The organism is Bartonella sp. AP258QHHD (assembly GCF_042196145.1).
Taxonomy (GTDB): Bacteria; Pseudomonadota; Alphaproteobacteria; order Rhizobiales; family Rhizobiaceae; genus Bartonella.
In genome coordinates, this window is sequence record NZ_JBHIPR010000024.1 from 1 (window position 1) to 1140 (window position 1140).

Below are 1140 nucleotides of genomic sequence, written 5' to 3' on the forward strand. Positions count from 1 at the left end.
AACCGCTTGAGTAATATTACTTAGTTTTTCATCAAACTTTTTAACCTCGTTAGACAGATGAGTGTTCACATTCTTGACACTCGTATCAAGACCCGCAAAGGCACTACCAACATCATTGAAGCTCGTCTTTCCCACATCACCATCTGCAGAAATATGAGAGATCTCGTAAGTCGGAGCTGTCCATGTGCCACCTTCATACTTAGCTTTACCACCTAAAGACTTCGCAACACCGCTCCCTAGGGCATATAGCTGGTTACCCGCTACAGCATCACTTGAGTCTTTAGTTATAGATCCATTGGCAAGCGATGTTATCTTGCTGCTTGTATTCTCTTCACCATGCGTCGCTACAAACGCACCTTTAGACTTATCCCACAACAAGGCNATTTTACTGTTTTAACCGTGAACTTAGGTTTGCTCCATTTACCATCCTCATACTTAGCACCACCACCTAAAGATTTTGCAACACTACTCCCTAGGGCATATAGCTGGTTACCCGCTACAGCATCCGTTGACGTTCTACTAATGTCTCCATTTTTAAGAGACGTTATCTTGCTGCTCGTATTCTCTTCACCATGCGTCGCTACAAAGGCATTCGCGGTTTGGCTCCAGATTAAAGAATCACTCTTTTCACCAGCAATTTCTTTGCTAATCTCATTTTTAATATTCGTGATAGAATCACCAACACCGGCAAAGGCAGACGCGACACTATCATAAGTCGAATCAGTAACATCACCATCAGAATTAAATCGCTTAACCTTGAATGTAGGAGCATTCCACGTGCCATTCTCATACTTAGCATTACCACCTAAAGATTTTGCAACACTGCTACCTAGAGCATGAAGCTGATTACCCGTTACGGCATCCGTGGAACCAGCATTAATCGAACCATCTAAAAGAGATGTAAGCTTGCTATTACTTTTGCTATCTTTCTCTCCATGCGTCGCTACAAAAGCATGTGCAGTATCGCTCCAATGCAAGGAATCACTCTTTGCTTCAGCAATATNCATCCGTGGAACCAGCATTAATCGAACCATCTAAAAGAGATGTAAGCTTGCTATTACTTTTGCTATCTTTCTCTCCATGCGTCGCTACAAAAGCATGTGCAGTATCGCTCCAATGCAAGGAATCACTCTTTGCTTC

Annotated in this window: 1 protein-coding gene and 1 pseudogene; both read right to left on the reverse strand. The window is 42.7% G+C overall.

The window, feature by feature from the left end:
- A pseudogene (locus ACFIMM_RS03110) lies at nucleotides 1-378 on the reverse strand (hypothetical protein); the annotation flags it as partial.
- A complete protein-coding gene (locus ACFIMM_RS03115) occupies nucleotides 345-1007 on the reverse strand; it encodes a hypothetical protein (RefSeq protein WP_375692608.1) in 663 nt (220 codons plus the stop codon). The pseudogene ACFIMM_RS03110 and the gene ACFIMM_RS03115, both read right to left, overlap by 34 nt.
- Nucleotides 1008-1140: the final 133 nt, after the last annotated feature.